The 26050-nt window shown below is 35.5% G+C and carries 25 protein-coding genes and 1 other RNA gene; 17 read left to right on the forward strand and 9 right to left on the reverse strand.

What is annotated here, in order from left to right; all coding sequences use genetic code 11:
- Window positions 1-88: 88 nt before the first annotated feature.
- Together alsS and budA are read left to right on the forward strand one after the other, a co-directional pair.
- Window positions 89-1753, forward strand: coding sequence for an acetolactate synthase AlsS (gene alsS, locus AC4BC3_RS03855; RefSeq protein WP_206909814.1), 1665 nt, complete (start codon window positions 89-91; stop codon window positions 1751-1753).
- A 19-nt stretch (window positions 1754-1772) separates the two neighbouring features.
- Window positions 1773-2483: an acetolactate decarboxylase gene (gene budA / locus AC4BC3_RS03860; protein WP_490467007.1), complete on the forward strand. Its 711-nt coding sequence runs from the start codon at window positions 1773-1775 to the stop codon at window positions 2481-2483.
- A 116-nt stretch (window positions 2484-2599) separates the two neighbouring features.
- Here budA and AC4BC3_RS03865 read toward each other — a convergent pair whose 3' ends face one another.
- Entirely contained in the window at window positions 2600-3976 is a 1377-nt protein-coding gene (locus AC4BC3_RS03865) for a peptidoglycan DD-metalloendopeptidase family protein (protein WP_490467008.1), read from the reverse strand.
- Window positions 3977-4215: 239 nt separating this feature from the next.
- Between AC4BC3_RS03865 and AC4BC3_RS03870 the strand changes: the two genes are divergently transcribed.
- From AC4BC3_RS03870 to AC4BC3_RS03895, 6 genes are all read left to right on the forward strand, one after another.
- Window positions 4216-4878 carry a winged helix-turn-helix transcriptional regulator gene (locus AC4BC3_RS03870; RefSeq protein WP_490467009.1) on the forward strand — a complete coding sequence of 221 codons (663 nt, stop codon included), beginning with the start codon at window positions 4216-4218 and terminating at the stop codon, window positions 4876-4878.
- A 66-nt stretch (window positions 4879-4944) separates the two neighbouring features.
- The gene (locus AC4BC3_RS03875) at window positions 4945-5436 is read left to right on the forward strand and encodes a GAF domain-containing protein (RefSeq protein ID WP_490467010.1); all 492 of its coding nucleotides are present in this window, start codon (window positions 4945-4947) and stop codon (window positions 5434-5436) included.
- 173 nt (window positions 5437-5609) lie between these two features.
- Window positions 5610-5846, forward strand: a complete 237-nt coding sequence (locus tag AC4BC3_RS03880; protein WP_490467011.1) for a hypothetical protein — start codon at window positions 5610-5612, stop codon at window positions 5844-5846.
- A gap of 151 nt (window positions 5847-5997) precedes the next feature.
- On the forward strand, window positions 5998-6435 hold the full coding sequence (locus AC4BC3_RS03885) for a GNAT family N-acetyltransferase (protein ID WP_490467012.1): 438 nt from the start codon (window positions 5998-6000) through the stop codon (window positions 6433-6435).
- A gap of 478 nt (window positions 6436-6913) precedes the next feature.
- Window positions 6914-7285, forward strand: a complete 372-nt coding sequence (locus AC4BC3_RS03890) for a thioredoxin family protein (RefSeq protein WP_490467013.1) — start codon at window positions 6914-6916, stop codon at window positions 7283-7285.
- A 142-nt stretch (window positions 7286-7427) separates the two neighbouring features.
- A complete protein-coding gene (locus AC4BC3_RS03895) occupies window positions 7428-7793 on the forward strand; it encodes a phospholipase A2 family protein (protein WP_490467014.1) in 366 nt (121 codons plus the stop codon).
- 606 nt (window positions 7794-8399) lie between these two features.
- Here the strand turns inward: AC4BC3_RS03895 and ssrA are convergent.
- Window positions 8400-8767: a transfer-messenger RNA gene (gene ssrA, locus AC4BC3_RS03900) on the reverse strand.
- A 206-nt stretch (window positions 8768-8973) separates the two neighbouring features.
- Window positions 8974-9747 carry a Cof-type HAD-IIB family hydrolase gene (locus AC4BC3_RS03905; RefSeq protein WP_206909797.1) on the reverse strand — a complete coding sequence of 258 codons (774 nt, stop codon included), beginning with the start codon at window positions 9745-9747 and terminating at the stop codon, window positions 8974-8976.
- 144 nt (window positions 9748-9891) lie between these two features.
- On the opposite strand from AC4BC3_RS03905, the gene AC4BC3_RS03910 reads away from it, so the two are divergent.
- Genes AC4BC3_RS03910 through AC4BC3_RS03920 form a run of 3 tightly spaced genes read left to right on the forward strand, consistent with a single transcriptional unit; the run spans window position 9892 to window position 12399 of the window.
- Complete coding sequence (locus tag AC4BC3_RS03910; protein WP_490467015.1) at window positions 9892-10242, forward strand: SdpI family protein; 351 nt, start codon at window positions 9892-9894, stop codon at window positions 10240-10242.
- Complete coding sequence (locus AC4BC3_RS03915) at window positions 10223-10939, forward strand: response regulator transcription factor (protein WP_206909792.1); 717 nt, start codon at window positions 10223-10225, stop codon at window positions 10937-10939. Before AC4BC3_RS03910 ends, AC4BC3_RS03915 begins: the two co-directional genes overlap by 20 nt.
- Entirely contained in the window at window positions 10939-12399 is a 1461-nt protein-coding gene (locus tag AC4BC3_RS03920) for a sensor histidine kinase (RefSeq protein ID WP_206909790.1), read from the forward strand. The genes AC4BC3_RS03915 and AC4BC3_RS03920 overlap by 1 nt, the downstream gene beginning before the upstream one ends.
- Before the next feature lie 86 nt (window positions 12400-12485).
- Here AC4BC3_RS03920 and AC4BC3_RS03925 read toward each other — a convergent pair whose 3' ends face one another.
- The 3 genes from AC4BC3_RS03925 to AC4BC3_RS03935 all read right to left on the reverse strand — a co-directional run bounded on the left by AC4BC3_RS03925 (window position 12486) and on the right by AC4BC3_RS03935 (window position 15994).
- Window positions 12486-12998 carry a hypothetical protein gene (locus tag AC4BC3_RS03925; RefSeq protein ID WP_490467016.1) on the reverse strand — a complete coding sequence of 171 codons (513 nt, stop codon included), beginning with the start codon at window positions 12996-12998 and terminating at the stop codon, window positions 12486-12488.
- On the reverse strand, window positions 12982-13710 hold the full coding sequence (locus AC4BC3_RS03930; protein ID WP_490467017.1) for a hypothetical protein: 729 nt from the start codon (window positions 13708-13710) through the stop codon (window positions 12982-12984). Before AC4BC3_RS03930 ends, AC4BC3_RS03925 begins: the two co-directional genes overlap by 17 nt.
- A 154-nt stretch (window positions 13711-13864) precedes the next feature.
- On the reverse strand, window positions 13865-15994 hold the full coding sequence (locus AC4BC3_RS03935) for an LTA synthase family protein (protein WP_206909787.1): 2130 nt from the start codon (window positions 15992-15994) through the stop codon (window positions 13865-13867).
- 236 nt (window positions 15995-16230) lie between these two features.
- On the opposite strand from AC4BC3_RS03935, the gene AC4BC3_RS03940 reads away from it, so the two are divergent.
- The 3 genes from AC4BC3_RS03940 to ybaK are packed head-to-tail and all read left to right on the forward strand — an operon-like array spanning window position 16231 to window position 18718.
- Window positions 16231-17406 (forward strand): class I SAM-dependent rRNA methyltransferase, encoded by a 1176-nt coding sequence (locus tag AC4BC3_RS03940; RefSeq protein ID WP_490467018.1) that lies wholly within the window; start codon window positions 16231-16233, stop codon window positions 17404-17406.
- Window positions 17407-17423: 17 nt separating this feature from the next.
- The gene (gene aroD, locus AC4BC3_RS03945; RefSeq protein WP_490467019.1) at window positions 17424-18176 is read left to right on the forward strand and encodes a type I 3-dehydroquinate dehydratase; all 753 of its coding nucleotides are present in this window, start codon (window positions 17424-17426) and stop codon (window positions 18174-18176) included.
- Window positions 18177-18232: 56 nt separating this feature from the next.
- Window positions 18233-18718, forward strand: a complete 486-nt coding sequence (gene ybaK, locus AC4BC3_RS03950; RefSeq protein ID WP_206909783.1) for a Cys-tRNA(Pro) deacylase — start codon at window positions 18233-18235, stop codon at window positions 18716-18718.
- An 89-nt stretch (window positions 18719-18807) separates the two neighbouring features.
- Here ybaK and AC4BC3_RS03955 read toward each other — a convergent pair whose 3' ends face one another.
- Window positions 18808-20118, reverse strand: coding sequence for a BaiN/RdsA family NAD(P)/FAD-dependent oxidoreductase (locus AC4BC3_RS03955; RefSeq protein ID WP_490467283.1), 1311 nt, complete (start codon window positions 20116-20118; stop codon window positions 18808-18810).
- Window positions 20119-20186: 68 nt separating this feature from the next.
- Here AC4BC3_RS03955 and gdhA point away from each other — a divergent pair, with 68 nt between their 5' ends.
- Complete coding sequence (gene gdhA / locus AC4BC3_RS03960) at window positions 20187-21536, forward strand: NADP-specific glutamate dehydrogenase (protein WP_490467020.1); 1350 nt, start codon at window positions 20187-20189, stop codon at window positions 21534-21536.
- Between the two features lie 109 nt (window positions 21537-21645).
- The gene (locus AC4BC3_RS03965) at window positions 21646-22992 is read left to right on the forward strand and encodes a glucose-6-phosphate isomerase (RefSeq protein WP_490467021.1); all 1347 of its coding nucleotides are present in this window, start codon (window positions 21646-21648) and stop codon (window positions 22990-22992) included.
- A gap of 169 nt (window positions 22993-23161) precedes the next feature.
- Here AC4BC3_RS03965 and AC4BC3_RS03970 read toward each other — a convergent pair whose 3' ends face one another.
- The gene (locus AC4BC3_RS03970) at window positions 23162-23311 is read right to left on the reverse strand and encodes a hypothetical protein (protein ID WP_169819341.1); all 150 of its coding nucleotides are present in this window, start codon (window positions 23309-23311) and stop codon (window positions 23162-23164) included.
- A gap of 491 nt (window positions 23312-23802) precedes the next feature.
- Between AC4BC3_RS03970 and AC4BC3_RS03975 the strand changes: the two genes are divergently transcribed.
- Window positions 23803-24015, forward strand: coding sequence for a hypothetical protein (locus AC4BC3_RS03975; protein ID WP_206909776.1), 213 nt, complete (start codon window positions 23803-23805; stop codon window positions 24013-24015).
- A 231-nt stretch (window positions 24016-24246) separates the two neighbouring features.
- Here the strand turns inward: AC4BC3_RS03975 and AC4BC3_RS03980 are convergent, their stop codons facing one another.
- On the reverse strand, window positions 24247-26046 hold the full coding sequence (locus AC4BC3_RS03980) for a glycerophosphoryl diester phosphodiesterase membrane domain-containing protein (RefSeq protein ID WP_490467022.1): 1800 nt from the start codon (window positions 26044-26046) through the stop codon (window positions 24247-24249).
- Window positions 26047-26050 lie beyond the last annotated feature (4 nt).

Below are 26050 nucleotides of genomic sequence, written 5' to 3' on the forward strand. Positions count from 1 at the left end.
TTGTAACAGATATATAAACTGTATTACTTTGTCTTGCTTGTTTATTATCTGAGTTAAAAGAAAATAAGCTGTTAAAGGAAGTTGTATGATGGAAAAAGAAATGAAACAAGGTTCTAGAGCTGTAGTAGAAAGCTTGATTAATCATCACGTAGATTATATCTTTGGTATCCCTGGCGCAAAAATCGATGGTGTATTCAATGAATTAGAAGACCAAGGCCCTGAATTGATCGTGACTCGGCATGAACAAAATGCGGCATTTATGGCACAAGCAATTGGTCGAATTACTGGTGAACCTGGAGTTGTTATTGCGACAAGTGGTCCTGGTGCAAGTAATCTAGCAACTGGGTTAGTAACAGCAACTGCCGAAGGCGATCCAGTATTAGCAATTGGCGGACAAGTAAAACGAAGTGATTTATTAAAACTGACGCACCAAAGTATGGATAATGCAGCATTATTTAAACCAATTACAAAGTACAGTGCGGAAATCCAAGATCCAGAAACAATTTCAGAAGTGATTGCTAATGCGTATCGTATGGCGAAAAGTTCAAAAAAAGGTGCAAGCTTTATCAGTATTCCACAGGATGTCGTTGATGCACCGGTGAAAAGTGATGTGATCCAACCTTTAAGTGATCCACAATTAGGTTCTGCATCTGCTAATGATATCAGCTACTTAGCTGAGCGCATTCGTGAAGCTAAACTGCCTGTTTTATTGGTGGGAATGCGTGGTTCAAGTGAAAAGGAAACCGCAGCTATTCGCAAATTAGTGGAAAAAACTTCATTACCTGTTGTTGAAACATTCCAAGCTGCAGGCGTCATTTCACGTCAATTAGAATCACATTTCTTTGGGAGAGTAGGTTTGTTTAGAAATCAACCTGGTGATATGTTATTAAAACGAAGTGATTTAGTCATCGCCATCGGTTATGATCCGATTGAATATGAAGCACGTAACTGGAATGCAGAAAAAGATGCAAGAATCATTGTCATCGATGAGACACCAGCTGAAATCGATTCATTTATGCAACCAGAAAGAGAATTGATTGGTGACATTGCGGCAACGCTTGATTTACTTAGCGATTCTTTAGAAGCGCAACAAGTCTCGGGTGATGCGAATGAATATCTTGACTCATTACAAGAAAAATTAACAGCTCGCGATGTTGTAGAAAAGACAGAAGACGAAGGAATTTTACATCCATTAGAAGTCATTAACACATTACAATCAAAAGTGACTGACGAAATGACCGTCACCGTTGACGTAGGTAGTCACTATATTTGGATGGCACGTCACTTTAGAAGCTACGAACCACGTCACTTACTATTTAGTAATGGAATGCAAACATTAGGTGTGGCTTTACCATGGGCAATTTCAGCTGCACTAGTTCGTCCAAATACGCAAATCGTTTCAGTTTCTGGTGATGGTGGCTTCCTGTTTTCTGCACAAGATTTAGAAACAGCTGTACGAAAAAAACTAAATATCGTTCACTTGATTTGGAATGATGGTCACTATAATATGGTTGAATTCCAAGAACAAATGAAATATCAACGGTCATCAGGTGTTGACTTTGGTCCGGTTGACTTTGTTAAATATGCAGAAGCTTTTGGTGCAAAAGGAATTCGAGCAACGAATGTTCAGGAACTAGAACAAGCTTTAACTGATGGTTTTGCCACTGAAGGACCTGTAATCATTGATATTCCAATTGATTATCGGGATAATGAAAAACTCGGTGAAACGATCTTACCGGATCAATTCTATTAAGAAAAGGGATGTGTGTAGAATGACAGAGGCAAGTTTATACCAACACGGTACACTAGGTGCATTGATGGCAGGATTGATGGATGGAACGGAAAAGATGGCTGAGGTCTTGAAGCACGGAACGTTAGGATTAGGAACGCTCCACGGTTTAGATGGGGAAGTTATTATTGTGGATGGAGTCGCTTATCAAGGAAAATCAGATGGTTCAGTTGTGCGTTTGACAGGTGAAGAAAAAACACCTTATGCAGCTGTAACAGATTTTACACCAGATAGAAGTATCGAAATCACAACGCCTCATCTAGGTGATGTATTAAAAGAAACGATTTTGGCAGAAGAAGCAGGGAAAAATTTATTTATTGCAGTTAAAATTACTGGGGTATTTAAAAATATGCATATTCGTATCATGCCAAAACAAGAAAAACCTTATAAAAGACTTGTAGAAGTTTCGCAAGACCAACCAGAATTTCATCAAGAAGAAGTGGAAGGAACATTAGTCGGATTCTTTACTCCTGAATTATTTCAAGGAGTAGCAGCTGCCGGATTCCATTTGCATTTTCTTGATAAAAGCAAAACATTCGGTGGGCATGTGATTGATTTTGAATTAGCAAATGGCCTAGTGGAAAGTAGTCGTATCGAATCGCTTATTCAACATTTTCCAGTCAATGACGGAACATTTGTTGATAATGAAATCGATTATGCCAACTTAGCAGAAGAAATTCAAACAGCAGAATAAGTAGCTTCTATTACCAGCATACAAAAAAAGCGTGAGACAAGAATATCATTTTTCAAAAATAGCGTAACAGCTAATTCTTTTGAAAAATGCGCATTCTGTTTCGCGCTTTTCTTAACTTAAATACCTAATAATGGGGCTGGATCTACAAAATTAGACCATAAACTTGTTGAGACACCAAAATGAAGGTGAACCCCAGTTGAATTTCCTGTTGTTCCCATACCGCCTAGAAGTGTTCCTGCATTAACAGAGGCACCAACATTCGTAGAGAAACTACTTAAATGCATATAATAAGAATAATAGCCATCAGCATGCTGGATAATGACATGGTTTCCTGCAGACCAATGATAGCCAGCTTCAACAACTTTTCCAGCTTTTGCAGCAAAAACGGGTGTTCCAGAAGCTCCAGCTAAATCAATTCCGTCGTGAGATGTACCGGACGCGCCAGTAGGATCGACACGATTACCAAAAGGACTCGTGATAACAAGTGAAGCTAATGGCGCGCTCCAACCTGAAGTATTTTCTTCTGGTTTAGTTACATTATCTTCTTCAGGTACTTCCGGAACAGAAACGACTGGTGTGCTATTTTCTGTGTTGTTTTCGGTTTGTACTTCATTTGAAGATTCAACCTTTTGTTTCTGTTCTTTTTGAGCAGCTAATGATTGAGCCTGCGCTTCATTAGCAATGCGCTCTTTTTCAGCAGCCACAGCGAGTTCTTTTTGTTTTTGTTCATGAGCTTTGCGCGCGTCTTCTTCTGCTTTTTTACGAGCAGCTTCTTCAGCAGCACGTTGTTTTGCCAAAGCTTTTAGTTGCTCTTGACGTTTTTTCTCTGCTTCAACTTTTTGTTTTTCAAATTTTTCTTTCTGTTTTTTCTCAGTAGCTAAGCTAGCAGATAGTTCGTTGATTTTAACCTCTTGATCTAATTTTGCTTTCGTCAACTCATCTTGTTTGGCTTGTAATTCATTCGTTGTTTCAATCAAAGATTGTAATTTTTCTTCTGATTTCTTTTGAAGTGTTTCTAATTCAGCTTGATCTTTTTGCTGCTCAGACATAATCTCTTTGTTTGCGCTGATCAGTTTTGTTACAGCATATGCTTTGGTAATTGCTTCGTTGATCGAATCAGACTCCGCCATCACAGATAGAATATCGCTGGCATTTTGATTTGTTTGAACATTGCGAGCTTGCTTTTGGATTTGTTCCTCACGTTTAGCAATCTTCTCTTTCAAGTCAGCTATTTTTTGAATCAAGTTAGTTAATGTTTGTTCTTCAGTATTTTTTTGTTGAAGGATTTTATAACTTTCTTTTTCAATCTGACTGACGTTTTCTTTAATGGTTGCCAATTCTTGTTCAGAAGCAGTTTGATTTTTTTGTAGTTGTTCAATTTTTTGTTCTTGTTCATTGATCTTGTCGTCTAAAGTATCTGCTTGCGTGGCAATTGGCATGCAAAGTAAACTTAGCGCAAATGAACATGTGACGATTTTTTTTAACTTAATCATAGTTTCCCCACTAACATCTTTTTTATCCATTTCAATTTTTACATTTTGTATTGTAAGACAGAGTTGTGTGGAAGTTGTGAAGATTCATTCAATGAGTGAAAAAAAGAAAAATTTAATATAACTGAAATAATTACAAAATAATTGATACAAACTCAATCGAATTGATAAATGATCCAGAGGGAAAGAAAGGTATGATTGAGTAAATTGTGTAAAAGAATGAAGAGAAAGGAGGAAATTAGGTGCATATAAAAATATTTACGAAAAATAAAAAAACACTGTCTTCAATAATGAAACGATTGCAAAAAGAGCAGTTAGAGTTAAAAGTGAGTTATCAATCCGTTCTAGCGAAATTACATAATGAATCAGCAGATGTCCTACTTATTATGGATGATCGTTTGGCAGAGCTTCCAGAATCAGTTGCGAGTCGCTTTCCATTAGTTGTTGCTTGTACCGAACCACTTTCCGAGCAAGAAAAAATTGTTTTATTCCAAAAAGGTGTAAACATTTTATGGTCTTGGCCTGTTAGTTTTGAATTAATGAAGGCAAAAGTAGAATCCTTGCGCTCAGCATTGTTGAAGCAAAAAAAATTAAAAACTAATAATCAGCCTGTTTATCAGAAGTTCCAAGTGTTGGAAGAAAAGCAAGTGATCTTATTACATGAACAAGAACTTTCTTTAACAAAATCGGAGTATCGTTTGTTTAGTTTGCTGTTGAACCATCCTTTACGAATTTTTTCTCGTGAAGAATTATTGATTTTATTGGGCAATGAAAAAGGATCGGGAAGAGTGATTGATACGCACATCAAGAATATTCGCAAGAAAATAGAAGAAGTTGCGGGAAGTGCAAACTATATCCAAACGGTTCATGGTCGTGGGTATCGTTTTACAAATGCTACACATTAAAATTACAACTGGTATTGGTGGAATAACTGAGCTATAATTTCTGAATAAAAGGAGTGTGTTGCTGCGATGTGGTCAGAAAAACAAAAAAGAGATGCGTATGAACTTTTACTGTTACAACAACAAGGATTACTTGAAGCTGAAACGAATTGGCTAGCCAATCTTGCGAATTCTTCAGCACTTTTAGCAGATACTTTACCGGAAACGGTCTTTGCGGGGTACTATCTATTTGATGGTAAAGAACTAATTCTTGGGCCGTTTCAAGGAAGAGTTTCTTGTACAAGAATCAAACTGGGCAAAGGCGTTTGCGGGGAGTCAGCGGCAAAACGAGAAACACTTATTGTCACAGATGTAAAAAGTCATGAAAATTATATTTCATGTGATTCAGCTGCACGTTCAGAAATCGTGGTTCCATTAGTTAAAGACGGAGAATTAGTAGGTGTTTTAGATATTGATTGCGGAAAAGTCGCAGGTTACGATGAAATCGACAAACAATTTTTAGAACAATACGTGGCGCTGGTAGAGAAAGCCGTGCCTGCTAAAGTCAATCTTACTTGCTAGTGAAGTTTAGAACGAGATAAAACGAATTCGATTGATTAAACTACTTGCTAAAATTCAACAAGTAGTTTAATCAATTTTTTTATAAAAATACTTAAGTTATCATTTTTCTTCATTTGATTTTAATGTTAATATAATTCCAATGAGATTATAAAATAATTAGAAGGTGATTAACTATGGAAAAAGAAGAAATCATTTTGGGACAAACTTATGAATGTCATGCGATTGGATTGAAAAAGAAAGTAACTGGAGAAATCATAAAAAAATTAGAGAATTCAGTGATTCTTTGTGTAGAAGAATACGATAGTATCGATCATGCAGAGGTTCTGGAAAAAGCTGGAAAAGTCATGGCTAAGTATTCTGAAATTTGTAATCCAGAAATATCGGAACGTTATTTGATTGAAAGTGCCTAATTCAATAAGTATAACCATTCAGCACCTGGCAAAGGTGTTTAATGGTTTTTTTTTTGAAAAAAATTGTAGTGTTTATTTCTCCTTTAAAATTTACTGGAGAATGGTTATACTGGGAACTAGTTTTAATGATTACTTGAAAGGAATGAAGAAAATGGATATCCAAAAAATTGAGTACGACTCAGAAAAATATCAACAAACGTTAAACTTGCGAAATAAAGTCATGCGTATTCCGCTGGGGTTAACGATTGAAGAAGAGGATTTTTCACATGAGGCGGAGCAATATATTCTTGGAGCATTTGATGATGAATTCCTTTTAGGTGTTGGCGTGCTTAATCAGAAGCTAGATGAATCAAAAATGAAAGTTGAGTATCTATGTGTTGATTCGCAAAGGCAAAGTGCAGGTGTAGGCAAACAATTGCTCAAACATCTGGAACTTTATGCGAAAAAAAAGCAAGCCAAAAGAATCGAATTAGAAGCGCGGGTAAGTGCGCAATCATTTTATGAAAAAATGGATTACGTTGCATATGGAGAGACGTATTTAATGGCGATTGCGCCAGTTGAACATATCCGAATGGAAAAAATTTTGTAGGCTCGTAATTTAATAGAAGAAAAAGGAAAACGTGAGGAGAGATGTTCCTTGCGTTTTTTTGTTAAAATACAGATTTCTTTATTTTAGTTAAGAAAAGGATTCATTTTTGGATGACAAATGGAAGTGACTAAGAGGAATTTGCAGTTGTTGCAGTGAGTATATCTAGAAAGTTTGCATTAAAATTTATTAAATAACTCTAATTATCTAAGAGAGCGTTTTCTTTTGTGGTATTTTCGTGATTTAATGAGCTTGTTGATAATACATATATTGATACTTCTGTATAGAATGGGTAGTTTGGTAGAAGACATAGTAGAGATTTTGGTGGTGAAAAAGAACTCAATGAGAAGAAGGAGGTTTGTTTTCGTAATATTTGTTTAGTTCTTTTAATAACGATGGGGGGGATTTTATTTTTTATTTTGAAAAGATACCAAACAGATTGCAACATACAAATTCAGAAAAAATAGAGTTAAAACAAAATATGCAAGAAGAAGTTAAAATTTATGATGAAAAAATTGCTAATTTAGAAGATAAAAATAAATTGATAATAATGAACAGTCACGAACTATATTTATTGAATCAAGATAATATTTTGCTTTACTTTGGTAGGAATGACTGTTCAGTTTGTCAAGGTTTTCTTCAAACGCTAACGCCAATATTAGAACATACTGATCGAAAAATATATTATTTCGATACTAATGATAAGGATCATTTACATTATGAAGAGTTAATCAATGAATATGGCATCACACAAGTTCCAACTTTAGTAAGATTAAATCATTCAAAAGGTAAAAAAATAGTATTTAATCCTGAAAAAGATGGGCTTGCATCATTCATAAAAAAAGGAGTATGAAAATGAAAAAAATATATTAACAGTATTATTAGCATTAACTTGTATTTTTACAATAGGTGGTATTACTGCAACTGCAGAAGTTAATGAAAAATTAACACCAGAAAACGAAGATATTATTTCTGTTGTTGAACAATATACTTATGTGGATAATGAAGGTAACAAGTATTTTGATATTGAGTCTGCAGAATTAGATGGTGTAGAGGATTATATTATCGAAATTGGCTATGTAATTGAATCATTTGACTCAACAGAAAGAAGTATAAGTGCTAGAGCAACATTTTTAATTTATGGCAACTATTGTGGCTATGGAAATGCAGGAAAAGGAAATATGCCTACTGATGATTTAGATACAGCATGTATGTATCATGATTACTGTTATATACATGGCGGAAATAATACAACTTGTAATAAAAATTTTCGGGCAAGGTTGAAGGCTATTATGAATAGTACAAACAAGTTAAGTTATAAATATGCGGTTGCTGCAGGTGCATATGTTGTATTCAGTTGATGGATGAAAAAGTAAGGATTACTTTATCAGTAATTACTATTTTATTAGGCATAGTTATGTTTCTTCAACAATCTTTTTTTTCATTAAGAATTCCTCTATCTGTCTTTACACCATTAATCGGTTCAATCGGACTATTAATAGCGATAAGATTGAAAAGAGGGACTTATAGGACAGTTATTCTTTTAGCAAATAGTATCATGATGTTAGTATTTCCGATATATTTAGTTCTCGTGTTTATCTTTCCGGCATTTTTTGTGTGAATAATAGCGAATTTATCAGACTTTCACCCTGCAAATCTTATGAAGTATTTTTTGTATAATCAATGAGGAAGTTGATCATCAATCAAAATCAGATGATAGTAGATAAATTTAGTTAATATTCAGACCGACACTAGAATTTTATAAAAAGGTGACCTAAGTCTTTCTCTCTTTTATGAAAGGCTTAGGTCGTTTTTTTATGAGCAATAATAAGTTTCAACGTTTTTTCTGGCAGGTAGTTTAGCCTCTTTACTACAAAGCGTTAATCAAATTTTCTCTATTTGAGCAAAATAAAAAAACGTTGATTGAACAACGTTTTTTCGTATTATTGTTTGTCTCAACAATATAAATATGGAGACGGCGGGAGTCGAACCCGCGTCCAAACACATCGCCACTTAAAAATCTACGTTCATAGTCAACTCATTTAAGGTTTCGCTTTACAACTTGCCGAGTGACAGGCATTTTGTATTGCTAGTCTGATGCGCTCTTTTTCAACTTACAGACGGAAAGTTGAAACGTATCCCACTAAAGTTAGGACCCTTACTCGAGCACATGGGCGATACCGAGAGGATCTACGCTAACTGTTTTTAGGCAGCTAAAGCGTAAGAATAGTTTTCGTTTTTAGCAGTTATATTTAACTGTAACGTTTTAACGTAGACGTAACCTACGAAACGCAATTCAAGCTCAAACTGTGCCTGTCGAATCCGTAACGTCCCCGTAAAGTCACAAGGGTTACAGATGCATTACGCACAAAAATAGTATACCATATTTTAAACTATTTTCAATAAAAAAGCGTTAAGAACAAAGTAAGAGCAGATAAAAGAATAAAAATATGATTCATAAAAAATTCGTCGAAGTTTAAAAAAAAATCTCGAAACAGTGCTACCTGTTTCGAGACTTCTTAAAGACGGCTCATTCACTTTTTAAATCAAATCAAAATGTTTCAATGCGTGGACGATGCCACCTTCAGTATTTTTTTTAGTAACGAAAGTCGCTAACTCTTTTAGTCCATCATAGGCATTACCCATTGCAATCTTATTGTCGCAAGCTTCTAGAAGGGCAAAGTCATTCGGCCCATCACCAAATCCAAAAGTTGGGACATTAGTCAACCCTAATTCGTCTTTTAGTCGTTTGACGCCAGCACCTTTAGAGATTCCTTTTTTTACGGTATCAATTGAATATGGGCCGTTTCGATAAAAAGTTAGTTCAGGAAACTGTTCATGATAATATTCATCGCCACTTTGTGAAAGAATCAAGAGCATGTTGATTTTATTTTCGCGAAAAGCAAAAGGTTCAATTGGTGGGACTTCAGAATGAATGAAGTTATAGGCATCAATCATTATTTGGTTGTGGCCAGTACACCAAATATTTTCGTGATTGTAGTATGAAAGTTCATGACCTTGTGAACGAACGTGTTCATACATTCTTTGACATTCTTCTTCTGAAAAAAGCTCAGAGTGGATTTCTTTTCCATCCACACGAATATAAGAGCCGTTCATGGTAACAGCTGAAGTGATTCCAGCATCTTCCATGATCTTTTGGATTTCGATTTCTGTTCTTCCAGTTGCAATAACAGGTAAGACGTGATTTTCTTTTAAGGCATTCATAGCAGATGCAACTTCTGGAGTGATTGTTGAATGCGCATCTAGCAGTGTTCCATCTAGGTCAAAAAAAGTAATTGCTTGATAGTTTGACACAAAAAAAACTCCTTTATCTTTTCAATAAACCTATCTTAACAAAGAATGAACAAAAGACAAACCTTTCATGAATAATTATTGAATATATTGGTTCACAAGACTATTTGGAGTATACTAGAAAGAGAACTTTTTAGGAGGAAATCAATGATTTTTTTAGTTGTAGGTGTTGCTTTAACGACTATTGGTATTTTCTTTCGCTTGTTTCCTTCCAAAGGAAACTGGCCATTGTATGGTTACCACTCACCGTTAGCTGCCAAAACGGATGAACACTGGCAGTTAGCCCAGAAAGTTAGTGGCAACTATTTTATTATTTTTGGCTTGATAATGGCAGTGATCGGCTATTTATTAAAAGTAACAGGAAATACGAATTACTTTTTGATTGAACTGTTGGTATTAGTTTTTCCAATTATGCCGATCTTTATTTTAACGGAAAAAAAATTACAGGAATTTGACCAGAAATCCGGAGGGGATGACTATGAACATTTTAATGATTGAAGATAACCAATCTGTTTCTGAAATGATGCAGATGTTTTTTTTGAATGAAGGTTGGGAGGCAACGTTCAAGTATGATGGTAAAGACGGTTTGGATGCATTTTTAGAAAATCCTGCACATTGGGACATGATTACACTTGATTTGAATTTACCAACAATGGATGGCATGGTTGTTGGGCGTGAGATTCGAAAAATCTCAAGTACAGTGCCGATCATTATGCTGACTGCACGTGACTCAGAGAGTGACCAAGTTATTGGGTTAGAAATGGGGGCAGATGACTACGTAACGAAGCCGTTTAGTCCATTAACTTTGATTGCACGAATGAAAGCTCTGCACCGTCGAAGCGAACTGGCCGATTCAAAAGAAGAAGCCAGTGAATCAGATAATCATTTCGACATTCAAACAGAACATTTTAAAATGAATACTAAAACTCGTGAGGCTTATCTTGATGGTCAATTAATTGAAGGGTTGACGCCAAAAGAATTTGATCTTTTATTTACTTTGGCGAAAAAACCACGACAAGTTTTTTCAAGAGAACAGCTATTGGAATTAGTTTGGGATTATCAATATTTTGGTGATGAGCGAACAGTTGATGCACATATCAAAAAACTTCGTCAAAAAATTGAAAAAGTCGGTCCGCAAGTCATTCAAACGGTTTGGGGCGTCGGCTATAAGTTTGATGATTCTGGTGTTGCCTAATGCGTTATCTTTATCAACAATTACTTGCTTTTTGTAGTATGATTGCCATGATTATTTTGATTGTTGGAATTTCATTTACACAATTGACGAAACAGACGATTGAAGAAAATAATTACCAACAACTTTTTGGTTATGCGGAATCTGTTGAAAAAACTACACAAACATATGCCAATACCTTTCCGCAGTTGAGTCAAGATCAGGCGTTTCAAAATGCTTTGCTTTTGACAGAACAAGTATTGACGGAGCAGAATGTCAACTTTATCTTTATTGATAAAAATGAACGACTTATTTATCCAACAGACGATTCTATGCTGGATTTTACGATTAGTCCAGAACAATGGAAAAATTTGCGCAACGGGAAACAACAAAAGTTTACCGATCATAAAAATATTTTGGGGCAACAACAAGCGACCTCATACGCCCTAGTACCATTTAATTTGAACCATGAATTTTATGGTGCTTTGGTTGTGAGCCAGCCCGCACGAAATATTGATAATAGTGTACGTTCAGTTACGTTGAATCTTTTCAAAGGGTTTATTTTTTCAAGTATTGTTGCGATTATTGCTAGTTACGTATTTGCTGCGTTTCAGGTCAAACGGATCAATCGCTTGCGTAATGCAACCAAAGAAGTAACGAATGGAAATTTTGATGTCCAGCTACCTGTTCACGACAAAGATGAATTTGACGAGCTCGCAGACGACTTCAATAAGATGACGAACTCGCTCAAAGAGTCGCAAGCAGAAATTGAAGAACAAGAGAATCGACGACGTCAATTCATGGCAGATGCAGCACATGAAATGCGCACACCTTTGACCACGATTAATGGCTTACTAGAAGGTCTTGCCTATGACGCGATTCCAGAAAATCAACGAGAAAATGCAATCAAGTTAATGAAAAATGAAACGGAGCGACTTATTCGACTAGTCAATGAGAATCTTGACTATGAGAAAATCCGGACCGACCAAATTACGATGGTCATCAAGAAATTCAATGGAACGGAAACTTTGAGAAATCTTGTGACACAGCTTGAAGCAAAAGCAGAAGCAGCTGGAGACACGCTGGTTTTAGAAGCGCAGGAAGAAATTGATGTGTATGCTGATTATGATCGTTTCGTGCAAATCATGGTTAATATTATTCAAAATGCGATTCAGTTTACCGAAAATGGTCAAATTACTATTAGTATAGAAAAAGGCTATCTTGAAACGATTATTAAAATCAAAGACACAGGAATCGGCATCTCAGAACAGCAGATGAAAAATATTTGGGAACGTTACTATAAGGTTGATCCATCAAGAAAGAATACAAAATATGGTGAATCTGGTTTAGGATTGCCAATCGTGCAACAACTAGTTCGTCTGCATAAAGGAAAAATCGAGGTCGAGAGTGAAGAAGGAAAAGGAACAACATTTACTGTCCGATTGCCAGATGTAGAAATAAAAGAAGAGTCTCAAGAAAACTAAAAAAGCCAGGTGCGAGGATCTTCGCATCTGGCTTTTTGATGATGTTTCATTAGTAAGAACAATTGAGTAAAGGACATGAAAAAAATTTAGGAAGCATCTTCTAAATGATCAATATAGGGACTGTGGGCAATGGTGGCATCATTGGTGAACAGTAAGATTGTTTGATTTTCTTGACGAGCGAGCAAGCAAAGAATGTCTAACAATTCTTGTGTTTCGGTGATTGTTAGGTCATCAAATGCGTCTTCCACAATAATCTGTGTCCGTTTAGAAAGTAAAGCATGCAAGAGTTGCAGTTTGATTTTTTCTAATAAAGAGAGTTCATCTGCCGACAGCTTTTCCCAAGAGGAATCAAGTTTCAATTGTGACTGATAAGTGGGACCAGTTGATTTGATTTCTTTACTGGAAATATCTAAATAGACATGATCCTTCAACTTTAAATAAGGAAAGATCGGCCAATTTTTTTGAATAATCGTGTAACTTGGCGTATCATCTAGCACCAAATTTTCTTTCCATTCATTAAGTAAATGTTGTTGTTTTTCTTTTGAACTAAGAATAACAGTAAGGCAGTTGAAATGAGCTGTATTATTTGGTTGTTTCATGTTGAATGAACCTCCCTTTTTGCAGTCTTCGAGAAAAATAGATAAAGGAAAAAACACTTATAAATAAGCTAACAAAAGTTAAAGTGAGAAGAGTTTGAACGATTCCTTTAAATGTATCAACAAGCAAAAATTCACTCGTAAAATCAATTTGAAAAAAAGCTTCTTGATTGATAGGAATGGTCAATCCACTAACAGAAGAAGGAACAGAAAAATCAGGAAACTTAAATATGTCAAGAACAGTTAAGTTTATACTTTGTAGCAAAGTTTCGTAGAGATGTTGGAAACTGATACTCCATAATAATAAACCTAAACAAGCGGCAGCAATGGGTACAAACATTTGTGTGTAGACAAAGAAAAATAATTTTTTTTGTGAAAATCCAGTCAAACGCCAATTCATCAATTCTTGTCGATTTTGTTTTAAGATATGGATGAAAAAGAAGAAAAAACAAAGCGCAAAGCAAAGGACAAGAACCAAAATAACTGATGAATAGAAGTGACTAACACTATCTAGTTGTGGAATCTTTTCTTCTTGGTTAGTTGAACTAAAGATAGTTAAACGGTTTTGAATTTGTTTGTGTAAAGTAGTTTGTAAATTATATAAATTAAAAGAGATGAGTAACAAAAAAGCAAAGAAGCTGGAAAATAAAGTATATACAATTGTTTGCTTTTTATAATATGCTAAACGCGCAATGGCATAACGGATTATTTTCATACTTTTCACCTCTAATAAAGTATAAAAAATGAATATGAATAAAGTATGAAATTCTTTTTGAGAAATTACGAGTTATTTTTCAAAGCAGGGAGAAGCTGTTAAGTGAAAAGACAAAAAAGCGTGAGAATTCAATTTCTCACGCTTTTTGGATTGTTTATTCTTTGGAAGAAGTATCAGTTGTTGGTGTACCATTTATTTCTTGGTATGTTTTTGTTTCATAAAGATCAGTTGTTGATTTATTACCGTTTTGACTAAATACGCTGGTTGATTTATCACCTAGTTTTTTCTCAATCGCAGTCATTTTTTCTAAGCCATTTTTGTAATCATAGTTGGCAGCGTCAATTGGATCAAGATTGCTATTGGTATAGAAACGAAGTAAATCACCGTTATTGATTTGATCAGAAACAGCCAATTGTTTTGAAACTTCAACTTTCCATGCATCGATTTTTGCTTGAATTTCAGGAGAAGGATCGGTAATAGCTTCACCTGTTGCGTTGTCATAAATCGTACCACTGTAGTAAGTGTAAGTTGGTGTAACGAAGTCACCATCACGGAAGCTTACCACTTGGTCATGATCTTTAGAGAATAGATCTTGTCCAAGTTGAATATAATCTTTGGTATCTACACCTAGTAAATGAAGTAATGTTGGCAACGCATCAACTTGTCCACCATAAGTATGATTGATCCCACCGTTTGTTTGTCCAGGAACATGAATCATATAAGGGACGCGTTGCATTTGTGCATTATCAAAGTTTGACCAAGTATCACTTGATTTTCCAAGTAGTTCTGCTAAAGTTTTGTTTCTCGAATTTGAAACGCCATAGTGGTCACCATACAAAACGATGACAGAGTTATCATATAACCCACTTGATTTCAAATAATTAAAGAATTCTTCGACTGCTGTGTCAAGATAATTGGCAGTTGCGAAGTAGCCATTAATTGTTTCATCACTGGTTGCTGCCATTGGGAATCCCGCTTCTTCATTCGTAAATTTTGAATAAGGATAGTGGTTTGAGACCGCAATGAATTTTGAATAAAATGGTTGTTGTAAATGTTCTAAATATTGAACGGATTGGTCAAAAAATGGCTTGTCATGCAAACCGTATTGGAATGAGTTTTCATCGGTTACATCGTAATAAGATGAATCAAAGAAATAATCATAACCAAGATTTTTATAAGTCTCATTTCTGTTCCAAAAAGTACCAGAGTTTCCGTGGAAAACAGCACTAGTATAACCTTGGGTTTGACTTAAGATATCAGGTGCAGCTTGGAAAGTATTTTTCCCACCCAGTTGCGTAAAGAGTGATCCTTGGTTTAACCCAAACAGAGAATTTTCCATAAGGGTTTCAGCATCACTTGTTTTTCCGGCCTTGACTTGATGGAAAAAGTTATCAAAACTATAGGTACTGTTACTATGGAACAAACTATTAAGGAATGGTGTTACCTCGTGTTCGGCGCCTGTTTCATCTTTTAATTTATAATCAATCAAAAATTGTTGGAAGCTTTCCAAATGAATATAGATAACATTTCTGCCTTTTGCCACACCAAACATTTCGTCGTTTGGTTCAGCATAGTGTTCCTTAACGTAGTTCTCAACTTCCTTCATATCATTAGGGCTTGCTTCAGCACGAACTTGGTTTGTTTGATACGTTTGAAAACCATCATAAGCCATAAAAGCATTAAGACCAAGATACTTAACTAAATAATCACGGGAGAATGTTCGAGTCAAAAGTTCAGGACGATCGGCTTCAGCCAAGAAAAGATTTCCAGAAAAAATCATAACCGCTAATGTGGAAATCGCAAATGCCATACGTGCCCGAATAGGACGGTCATCCATTTTTATTTTTTTAGTGACTAATAAAACCGTTAAGATAATAAAGTCTATCCAATACAATAAATCGTAAGGGCGGAACAAACGGATGGCACTTTCGCCCAAACCACTAGCAACTTTTCCAGCGCCTAAAATAGTATTGATGGTAATAAAGTCTGTAAATTCACGATAGTAAGTGACATTTGAAAACACCCACAAAGTGAGTAAGAAAAAAATCACCATCATCGTGATGTACGAAGCTTTTGCTCGTCTTACATACAAAGCAATTCCAAGTAATAATAAAGTAGTCGCAATTGGATTGATAAATAGGATGAAGTATTGCACTCCACTTTCAATCCCTAAATTGAAATCAATCAAATAAGCGAAAATTGTTTTTAGCCAGACTAAAACAGCTAACAAAGAAAAAAATCCGAGCCGCTTATTTAAAAAAGCGGGCGTTTTTATACGTTTCAAAGTAACCTTCCTTTCTACACTCAAAAAATAAGAATAAGAGTGTCATAAAACCCATAATACACAACTTACGTATTCTAACCTATTTTACTAGTCGGAGATTTTAGTGTCAATTCTAACCAGTGATTTATGGCAGTTGGTTAAGGGATTCTTTAAGCTTTCTTAGAGGTTTGTGGCTTAAGACAAGCCGTTTGATTTTTGTTATACTGAAAGGTGAGAAAGTAAAAGCAGGTGAATGAATGAAAATAAAAGTAAAAAAACGAGCAAGCGCCCAATTCAGAAAGGGTTACCCGCTCATTCAAAAAGAAGATTTAGTCGATACGCAAATGGATACGACCGAATGGATCGACTTAGTAGATCAACAAAATAAATTTGTGGCAAAAGGTTATTTAGGAAAGCAAAATAAAGGAATTGGTTGGGTATTAAGCCGAGTGGACGAACCATTTGATACGGCTTTTTTTGAGAAAAAATTTGCAGCAGCTAAAGCAAAACGCACAACTTATTTTAGTGATGACTTAACAAATGCCTTTCGTTTGTTCAATGGTGAAGGAGATGGAATTGGTGGTTTGATCATTGATTATTATGACCAGTTTGCTGTCTTTTCTTGGTATAACCAAACACTGTATCTTCATCGAAAGGGATTGATTGAAGCATTTAAAAAGACATATCCAGAAATTTTAGGTGCTTATGAAAAAATTCGTTTTGATACGAAAGATTTGCCAGAAAGTCAGTTTATTTATGGAAAAGAAGCACCAGAACCTTTGATTGTAAAAGAAAATGGTGTTCAGTTTGCAACCTATTTAAATGAAGGCTTGATGACGGGTATCTTTTTAGATCAGAAGGAAGTGCGCGGAGCATTGGTCGATGGGTTGGCGCTAGGAAAATCGGTGCTAAACATGTTTAGCTATACAGGTGCCTTCTCAGTTGCAGCTGCGATGGGTGGTTCTGTTGAAACAACCAGTGTAGATCTTGCTAAAAGAAGCTTAAAAAAAACGCAGGAACAATTTGAAGTCAATGGTTTAGATCTTGAACAACAAAAAATCATTGTTATGGATGTTTTTGAGTACTTTAAGTATGCGAGTCGTAAACAATTAACTTATGATGTTATTGTTTTGGATCCACCAAGTTTTGCCCGTAACAAAAAGAAAGTTTTCCGGGTGGCAAAAAATTATGGTGAATTAGTCAAAGATAGTCTGGAAATTTTAGCAGATGAGGGAGTGCTAATTGCCTCAACAAATGCGGCGAACGTTACGATTCAACAATTTCAAAAAATGATTGAAGATGAGTTCATTGCAAAAGGTGTCTCCTATCAGCAAATCGGGCTGTATCGCCTACCAAATGATTTTCAAACAACAAACACTTTTCCAGAAGGAGATTATTTAAAGGTATTTGTTTATAAAATCAATCAAATGTAAGAAGGGAGTCGTTACGGATGATCCAAGTGAAAAATTTGCAAATCGGGACTGGTCGACTAAAAGTTTGTACGCCATTAACTGGCGTAACCCAAGAAGAAATCTTAAGTGAAGCACGTCTCGCGCGTGAAGCAGGCGCTGACTTAGTAGAATGGCGCGTCGATTTTTATCAAGAAATTTTGCAATTAGAAAAGGTTCTAGAAACACTAGTCCTTCTTCAACATGAACTTCAAGGATTACCGTTACTTTTTACATTTCGAACGCTAGCTGAGGGCGGAAAACGAGATTTATCGATTAGAGAATATCATGATTTGTACGAAACAGTGGTGACTGAAAAGTTGGTCGATATGGTAGACATTGAATTGTTTCAGATTGAAAGCTTAGGACGTGGGATGATTGAACGCATCAAAGATCATCACATTCCAATCATCATCAGCAATCATGAATTTGAAGAGACACCAGCCGATCCGGTCTTGCTTTATCGCTTAAATATGATGGAACATTTTGGCGCTAGCATCGGAAAGTTAGCGATGATGCCACAAACAGAACAAGATGTTTTTCGCTTGCTTGAATTGACTAAACGAGCAAGTGCCTTTGTTTCAATCCCATTGATTACTGTGTCAATGGGAGAAATGGGTAAGTTATCAAGAGTAGCAGGATGTTTAACGGGTTCAGCAGTTACTTTTGGGGCAACTTCGAAGGCAACTGCTTCGGCACCAGGACAAATACCTGTGAAAGAACTACAACAAATAATTAAGAGTTTAGCTGAGTGATCATAGTAACTAACGGTACTTTGAATTTATCAAGCTAGTTGCAATGAGGTGGAAATATGGCAAAGAAAAAACAAGTAAAAACAAATGCAATTCGACTCGTAGAGCAAAAAAAAATCGCGTATACGGAACACGAATATGAATGGGATGAAAATCATTTAGGTGCAACAGCGATTTTTGATCAGATTCCTGGGAGTGAACAACGAATTTTTAAAACATTGGTGGCTGTAGGAAATGTAACCGGTCCGCTAGTCGCGGTCATTCCGGGAGAAAATGAGGTGGATTTGAAAAAGCTAGCAAAAGTTTCTGGAAATAAAAAAGTAGAAATGCTTCATTTACGTGATTTAGAAGCAACTACTGGTTATATTCGTGGCGGTTGTTCACCAATCGGAATGAAAAAATTATTTCCAACTTATCTCGATCAAATTGCGGAAAACTATGAACAAATCATTATTTCCGCTGGCAAACGAGGCTTACAAATGGAGTTAGCCCCACAAGCCATTTGCCAATTGACAAATGGAAAATTTGTCGACATCAAAGCATAAAATAATCCCCTTCAAGTTAGTGTTTCATTTAACTTGAAGGGGATTATTTTATGCGCCACCAATTATACTTTCATTAGATTAGTAATACTTTACATGGATTGTGCTTGTTGACCAGCGTTCATGCCAGAAACATGACCAGTAGCAAAAGCCGCTGTGATATTGAAGCCACCAGTATAGCCGTTAACATCCAGTAATTCACCTGCAAAATATAATCCAGTTACCAGTTTACTTTCTAAGGTCTTAGGATTAATTTCTTTCAACGAAACACCACCGCCGGTTACAAAAGATTTTTCTATCGGAAAAGTTTTGTTTATCAAAAGATGAAATTCTTTACACAATTGGACAAAGTCTTGAATCTGTTTTTCCGTTGTCTGTTGGCCAATCTGTTGTTCCATATTTAGGTGATTTAAATAAAAAGTCAGTAATCGTTCGGGTAAAAAGCCATGCCAAGCATTGACCAATGTTTTTTTTGATTGATGACTTTTAGCGGTTAGTTCTTGGATCAAATCATGATTGGATCGAGTTGGGAAACAATCTAGAGAAATAACAACTGGTTCGCCCGTTTTCTTTAATTCCTGATTGATAAAACTTGAGCAACGTAAGGCAGCAGGCCCCGAAATACCAAAGTGTGTGAAAAGTAAATCCATGATGTGTTCAGTAATTACTCGTCCTTTTTTATTCAAGACACTTAAAGAAATATCTTGCAAAGATAATCCTTGTAAGGTTTTTTCTTGGATAAAAGGTTCTTCGGAAATCAAAGGGGATTCAGTCGCGTATAAAGACGTGATGGTATGGCCAACTTTTTTTACCATTTTGTAGCCATCCCCAGTTGAGCCGGTTGATGGATAAGTTCGTCCACCAGTTGTTAAAATCACACAAGGGGCTTGAAATTCTTCAAATTCTGTTCGAATACCATAGATTTGTCCATTATTGTGCACCAGTTTTTCAACTTTTGTACCAAAAACTAGCGTAACACCAAGTTCATTTAAACGCGTAATCAATGCTTCGATGATTGTTTTTGATTTATTTGTAACAGGAAACATTCGGCCATGATCTTCTTCTTTTAAATGTACACCCTGTGTTTCAAAAAAATTCATAATATCAAAGTTATCAAATTGTGAAAAAGTACTATATAAAAATTTTCCATTGCCGGGGATATGTGCGATTAAATCTTCTACTGGTCGATTGTTTGTGACGTTGCAACGCCCACCGCCAGTCATTAGCAATTTTTTTCCAGCTTTTTTATTTTTTTCAACTAATAGCACTTTGGCACCTTGTTCTGCGGCACTAATAGCTGCCATCATTCCACTGGTACCAGCGCCAACAACGATTACATCGTAGTTCGTTTCCATTCGCTTCACCTCACAAGTGAGTGTAGCATATTTCGAAAATAAACGCAGAAAAATTTTTGAGTGGTGACCAAAAATAAGCTAAAATAAAAATTAGCTAATCGAAGGAGTGTGACACAATGACAAATGCAAAAAAATATGTCCAAACGATTCAAGAAAAATTACATCAACAAGATCGTGGCGAAGTCGAATTTTTACAGGCAATTGATGAAGTACTTCCAACAGTTACGCATTTTTTAGAAAACCATCCTGAATACATCGAACAAAATATTTTAGGAATTCTAGTAGAACCTGAACGAATCATTCAATTTCGAGTACCTTGGCAAGATGATCAAGGAAATTGGCGCGTAAACCGTGGATATCGAATTCAATACAATTCAGCCTTAGGTTCATATAAAGGTGGTCTAAGATTTCATCCAAGCGTGAACCTGAGTATTTTGAAATTTCTGGCTTTTGAACAAATTTTTAAAAATAGTTTGACTGGGCTTCCAATTGGTGGCGGAAAAGGGGGGAGTGATTTCGACCCTAAAGGAAAATCAGATGCCGAAATCATGCGTTTTTGTCAAAGTTTTATGCTTGAACTTTCCAAACACATTGGTCCTTCTTTAGATGTTCCTGCTGGCGATATTGGCGTTGGTGGAAGAGAAATTGGTTATTTGTTTGGTGCATACAAACGAATCAAACAATATGATGCAGGTGTGTTAACTGGAAAACCTTTGAATTTTTGGGGAAGCAAAGTTCGTACAGAAGCAACGGGCTATGGATTAGTTTATTTTGTAAAACACTTGTTGGCTCAAGAACAGGATTCTTTTACAGATAAAACAGTTTTTGTATCTGGTAGTGGAAATGTTGCGATTTATGCAATTGAAAAAGCACAAGCGCTTGGTGCAAAAGTAGTGACTTGTTCTGATTCGAGTGGGTTTATTTATGATCCAACAGGTATTGACTTAGATTTATTGAAAGAAGTAAAAGAAAAAAATCGTCAACGTTTAACTGCATATGCAGCTAAAAAAACATCTGCTGTGTATCATGAAGGAAAATCGGTATGGTCCTTAGAAGAAGCATGTGAAATTGCTTTACCATGTGCCACCCAAAATGAGATCACAGGTGAACTAGCTGAAATCTTAGTGAAAAATGGTGTGCAAATTGTAGCAGAAGGTGCGAATATGCCAGCAACAGTTGAAGCTGTCTCCACTTTTCATGATGCAGGAGTCTGGTATTGTCCAGGGAAAGCTGCAAATGCGGGAGGAGTCGCAGTATCTGCTTTAGAAATGAGCCAGAACTCTCAACGTTTAACGTGGGAAAGTGAGCAAGTAGATCAACAATTAGATGAAATCATGCAAACAATTTATGAAACATGTCGTCAAACTGCTGCTGAATATAATGAAGAAAAAAATCTATTACTTGGTGCGAACATTGCCGGTTTTGCAAAGGTTGCGAAAGCAATGTCTGCACAAGGATTGGTCTAAATGTAAAATTTTCTTGGAAATATTGAAAGGTTCGTGGATATTTGCTTGAAAAAAAAGTAAAAAAAACGTAAAGTATACCTGTATAGTAAACTATTAAGGAGGAGAACAAATGGCACACATTCATTTTGACTATTCAAAAGTAGCACCGTTTGTCAACGAATATGAATTAGGTTACATGCAAAGTCAAGTAACAGCAGCTGACAAATTATTACGTGAAGGTACAGGTGCAGGCAGCGATTTCTTAGGCTGGATCGATTTACCTACAAATTATGATAAAGAAGAATTTGCACGTATCAAAGAAGCAGCTAAAAAAATCCAATCTGATTCAGAAGTATTAGTAGTAATCGGTATTGGTGGTTCATATTTAGGGGCACGTGCTGCAATTGATTTCTTGAACCACACTTTCTACAACTTATTAGACGGCAACGAACGTAAAGCACCACAAATCTTTTATGCAGGAAATTCAATCAGCTCAACATACTTAGCTGACTTGATCGAAGTAATTGGTGATCGTGATTTTTCTGTGAACGTTATTTCTAAATCTGGAACAACAACAGAACCAGCCATTGCTTTCCGTGTGTTCAAAGAATTATTAGTGAAAAAATATGGTCAAGCAGAAGCAAACAAACGTATTTATGCAACAACTGATAAAGCACGCGGTGCTGTAAAAGTTGAAGCAGATGCTGAAGGTTGGGAATCATTTGTTATTCCTGATGATATTGGCGGACGTTTTTCTGTATTAACTGCTGTTGGTCTATTACCAATTGCGGTTAGCGGAGCAGATATTGATGCCTTGATGCAAGGTGCGGCTGACGCAAGTAAAGAATATGCAAGTGATAAGCTAGAAGAAAACGAAGCTTACCAATATGCAGCAATGCGTAACATTCTTTACCGTAAAGGCAAAGTAACAGAATTGTTGATCAACTATGAACCAGGAATGCAATATTTCTCAGAATGGTGGAAACAATTATTTGGCGAATCTGAAGGTAAAGACCAAAAAGGAATCTATCCTTCAAGTGCAAACTTCTCTACTGACTTACATTCATTGGGTCAATATATCCAAGAAGGTCGTCGCAATATCTTTGAAACAATCGTTAAAGTGGAAAAACCTCGCAAATCAATCACTATTCCTGAACAAGAAGCTGACTTAGATGGTTTAGGTTACTTACAAGGAAAAGAAGTTGACTTTGTTAACACAAAAGCTTTTGAAGGAACATTATTAGCACATACAGATGGCGATGTGCCAAACTTACTAGTTAAAATTCCAGAAATGGATGCTTATACTTTAGGTTATACAATGTATTTCTTTGAAATTGCTGTCGGAATTTCTGGTTACTTGAACGGAATTAATCCATTTGACCAACCAGGTGTAGAAGCCTATAAGAAAAATATGTTCGCCCTACTAGGCAAACCAGCCTTTGAAGACTTAGCAAAAGAATTGAACGAACGTCTATAATAGTGTAATGAATGGGAGAAGTTGTGGCTTATGTCACAGCTTCTTTTTTAGTAAAGCAAAACAATTTTGTATAGCAAAATAAAAAGAGGTTTGCATCGTCTAAGACGTACAAACCTCTTTTAGTTTTTTTCCGAGAATGATTTAGATGTCATGTGGGGTGGCCAGCTCCTTAATTAGATTCATGTAATGCTCGGACAGCTTGTTCGATTGTAATACCAAAAGCGACATTATGTTCATTTTTTGCGTCAATTGCCATAAAACGATTGGTTGAAGTGTCGAAAGCTACGCGATAAGTCATATTTGTTTTGTTAAAAGTCATGTTTAGTTCCTCCTTTCCATTGTTGAAATGAATTCAAGAAATTTTCAGTTAAATTCTCTGTAAAATCTCGAACACAACTGTAGTGTAGCACCATCTTATTTTTCTTGCAATTAAGAGGCATCCATAAATGAATGTTTTATTTAAAACAAAAGAAATCAACGATCTTCTGTTAATCCAATGAGTAGACCAATTGTTAAAGTAATAAAGATTACTGCTTGAATAAGAACCATGGTTATCCCTCCTTTTACTCAGTATATGAAAAAACTGGAAAAACTACACGAACAAGAAGCAACGAAAAAAGAACAGTTTTGTCACCTTTCTTACGTAAGGGGAAAATTGGAAGCTTAAGTGATATTAAATAAAAAGTGAGATAACTTTTTATTTGGTCAATTCCTGATTTTTTAAAGAAAAAAATAAAATAAAACGTTTTCACCGAGGCGATTTTCTGTTATTATAAATAAAACAAATAACAATTAAGGAAGTGAATTTTGATGTTAGATATCGAAGTTGGAAAATCTTACATATGCAAACCTATTGGTGTAACTAACGAAATCGTTGGTTATATCGAACATACCTATACCAACACAGCTGTTGTTTTAGTTGAAAGCTACGATCAATGTGACCACTCTGTTATTGATGAAAAACAATATCGTGTGTTAGTTAAGCTGGATGATATTTATGCCCCAGTTGAAATGGTATCGTAATGAATCGCTTCTTTTGAGAAATTTGAAAAAATTTTTTATACTTAAGGAAAGAGGAGGGAGAAGATGTTATGACAAAGAAAAGAAATTCAGGAAAACTAGGAATTTTTCTCGCAGTTGTCTCAGCAATTCCCGCAGTTTTAGCCATCTTTCGGGCAGTTAAAGACGCGAAAAGAGAATAATAAAAACAGCGATCGTTACATATAACGATCGCTGTTTTTATTATTCTCTTGATTAACCAACACCTAGTACGAAGTTAAGCAATTTATCAGAATAAGTTATCTCCTCATCAAGTGATTGTACTTCTTTATTTAAAATGCTCATCTGATCGGTAATGATTCCATCTACACCATAAAACATCATTCGACTGACTGCATCTGAGTCATTGACTGTCCAAACATAAACTTTTTTATTATCCTCATGAGCAGATGAAATAAAGTTTCGATTAATTGTACTATATTCCATTGTTAAAAAGTCTGCAGAAGTAATCGGCGGTCCCACAATATTAAAAGGCAAAATATAGCCAACGTAAAATTTTGGTTCAGTTTTCTTCAAATCTTCGACAGTTTGGTAAGTCAAACTCTGTAAAATATGATGTTGTTCCAAAATCTCTGAGCGATATTTGTTAGTGAAACGCTCAACAAGATCTTTCGAGTCATGTTTCGTCGTTTTAATTTCAATCAGTAATTTTTGATTGATTTTTTTAGCAGCTGCTAAATAATCATCAAAAGAAACAAGCGGTGCTTCTTGACCATTTTCTTTAACTGTTAATTTTTCTAGTTCTTCTAAAGTTAAATTTTGTGGTATCTGATTGAGGCCAGTCAAATTCTTCAAATTGAAATCATGCATAACGACGAACTGACCATCTTTTGTTTCTTGAACATCCATTTCAACGTAGTCGGGATGATAAGTTTGACTCGTCTTTTCTAAGGCAGGCAAGGTGTTTTGAACACCATTTTGATTGCTGACACCACGGTGAGAAATGGTTAAAGGTGTAGTTTGTGCGGCAGAAGTCAAGTAGTTCATATTATATAAACAGACGCCAACACCAAAGAAAACACAAAAAAGAATAAGTCCAGTATTCTTTAAGGTAGAATGTCGATGTAAGGGTGGCTCAGGAGTGAACCATTCAGGAATTTCTGGTAAAAAACCTTCATCATCCATGAAGTCGACAATAATGTAAAATATTCCAACAGTTGACATAACTATATTAAACAAAAGTATCAATTGTAATAGTGTCATTGCAAAAACAGCACTAATCAATGAATAATCAGGTAAAAAACTCTCAACAGCTGTCTGTGAAATGATGATAAACAGATAACCTAGTGAGGAAATCAGTAAGATACTACCACCGATAATAATAAATTGACCTAGAATCGCAAAGAAACGGGATTTCGTAAGTCGCCAACTTTCTCGAACTGATTCGCGAAATGGTCGATCCCGCAAGATCATTTCTGGTAACGCAAAAATCAGCCGGATACCGATATATGCTAAGAAAAGGTAAACTAAAACGAATAAACTAACGATCACGAGCCGATTTTCAAAAATAAAATCCATAATAAATGAAGGAATTTTGACTTTTGATAGTAAATCAGAATTAAAACTCAATCCGCTTAACGGTAAAATCAGTAGAAAATAAGCTAAGAAAAAGAGAAACGTAACGGGACGAACTTTTTTTAGTTGTAAGATGGTCATTCGAAGCAATTGTTTTAAAGAAACAGGTTTTCTTTTCTTGATGAAGTAAACACTGATTAATAAGAAAGTGAACTCAAAATAGACTAAAAGTAAAATCAGCAACAAGACTAAACAAAGCGCACCTAGTACACCAGGATGTTTAGAAAATATAGTTGCGATATTGTCATAAGATAAATAATCAATTGCACCACGATGTAAAATAAAGCGAGTTGTACTGTTCAATAACGGCAGACAAATAAATAAAATGAAGCCGTGCATTAGTAGAACATCACGAAAATAATTTTGTGTTCCTTTGAGAAAATCCCAAGCATTCCTTAAACTATGTTTTAAATAATTCATTTTT

It is taken from the genome of Enterococcus sp. AAFC-DPL-6103, assembly GCF_058216595.1.

Coding starts and splice junctions, on each gene's coding strand:
- AC4BC3_RS03930 (WP_490467017.1), bottom strand. CDS start 13,710: ATGAAAATAATCCGTTATGCCATTGCGCGTTTAGCATATTATAAAAAG.
- AC4BC3_RS03865 (WP_490467008.1), bottom strand. CDS start 3,976: ATGATTAAGTTAAAAAAAATCGTCACATGTTCATTTGCGCTAAGTTTA.
- AC4BC3_RS03980 (WP_490467022.1), bottom strand. CDS start 26,046: ATGAATTATTTAAAACATAGTTTAAGGAATGCTTGGGATTTTCTCAAA.
- AC4BC3_RS03965 (WP_490467021.1), top strand. CDS start 21,646: ATGGCACACATTCATTTTGACTATTCAAAAGTAGCACCGTTTGTCAAC.
- AC4BC3_RS03885 (WP_490467012.1), top strand. CDS start 5,998: ATGGATATCCAAAAAATTGAGTACGACTCAGAAAAATATCAACAAACG.
- AC4BC3_RS03975 (WP_206909776.1), top strand. CDS start 23,803: ATGTTAGATATCGAAGTTGGAAAATCTTACATATGCAAACCTATTGGT.
- AC4BC3_RS03875 (WP_490467010.1), top strand. CDS start 4,945: ATGTGGTCAGAAAAACAAAAAAGAGATGCGTATGAACTTTTACTGTTA.
- AC4BC3_RS03910 (WP_490467015.1), top strand. CDS start 9,892: ATGATTTTTTTAGTTGTAGGTGTTGCTTTAACGACTATTGGTATTTTC.
- alsS (WP_206909814.1), top strand. CDS start 89: ATGGAAAAAGAAATGAAACAAGGTTCTAGAGCTGTAGTAGAAAGCTTG.
- AC4BC3_RS03925 (WP_490467016.1), bottom strand. CDS start 12,998: ATGAAACAACCAAATAATACAGCTCATTTCAACTGCCTTACTGTTATT.
- aroD (WP_490467019.1), top strand. CDS start 17,424: ATGATCCAAGTGAAAAATTTGCAAATCGGGACTGGTCGACTAAAAGTT.
- ybaK (WP_206909783.1), top strand. CDS start 18,233: ATGGCAAAGAAAAAACAAGTAAAAACAAATGCAATTCGACTCGTAGAG.
- AC4BC3_RS03940 (WP_490467018.1), top strand. CDS start 16,231: ATGAAAATAAAAGTAAAAAAACGAGCAAGCGCCCAATTCAGAAAGGGT.
- gdhA (WP_490467020.1), top strand. CDS start 20,187: ATGACAAATGCAAAAAAATATGTCCAAACGATTCAAGAAAAATTACAT.
- AC4BC3_RS03920 (WP_206909790.1), top strand. CDS start 10,939: ATGCGTTATCTTTATCAACAATTACTTGCTTTTTGTAGTATGATTGCC.
- AC4BC3_RS03915 (WP_206909792.1), top strand. CDS start 10,223: ATGAACATTTTAATGATTGAAGATAACCAATCTGTTTCTGAAATGATG.
- budA (WP_490467007.1), top strand. CDS start 1,773: ATGACAGAGGCAAGTTTATACCAACACGGTACACTAGGTGCATTGATG.
- AC4BC3_RS03880 (WP_490467011.1), top strand. CDS start 5,610: ATGGAAAAAGAAGAAATCATTTTGGGACAAACTTATGAATGTCATGCG.
- AC4BC3_RS03890 (WP_490467013.1), top strand. CDS start 6,914: ATGCAAGAAGAAGTTAAAATTTATGATGAAAAAATTGCTAATTTAGAA.
- AC4BC3_RS03970 (WP_169819341.1), bottom strand. CDS start 23,311: ATGACTTTTAACAAAACAAATATGACTTATCGCGTAGCTTTCGACACT.